General features: G+C 45.0%; 1 protein-coding gene. It reads right to left on the reverse strand.

The window, feature by feature from the left end; translation table 11 throughout:
* Nucleotides 1–83: 83 nt before the first annotated feature.
* Entirely contained in the window at nt 84–239 is a 156-nt protein-coding gene (locus AAEY88_RS14855; RefSeq protein ID WP_350563627.1) for a MipA/OmpV family protein, read from the reverse strand.
* Nucleotides 240–249 lie beyond the last annotated feature (10 nt).

The raw sequence follows: 249 nt of genomic DNA on the forward strand, positions 1-249 counted from the left end.
GTATTGCACTAAGTGCGGTTACCTCTTGGGGCACCTCGGCGAGTAAACTGCCAGGGTAAGCTAATAGTAAATAACACCAGCGTCTAAAATACATAACGCACGCCTAGCTTGGCTTTGTGTTGGTACCCTTGAGAAATAATAGGGCTGTCGTCAATTTCTTTAGAAAATAAAGTCGTTAACCAGCCGGCTAAAAACACCCAGTCTTGGTTAAGCGGGTACTCAGCATGAAACTCAAGCATAATGCTGCTG

Source organism: Psychrobacter sp. CAL346-MNA-CIBAN-0220 (assembly GCF_040309805.1).
In the GTDB taxonomy this organism is placed as follows: Bacteria; Pseudomonadota; Gammaproteobacteria; order Pseudomonadales; family Moraxellaceae; genus Psychrobacter.

Excerpts from the sequence above, each read along its gene's own strand:
- AAEY88_RS14855 (WP_350563627.1), bottom strand. The coding sequence starts at position 239 with ATGCTTGAGTTTCATGCTGAGTACCCGCTTAACCAAGACTGGGTGTTT.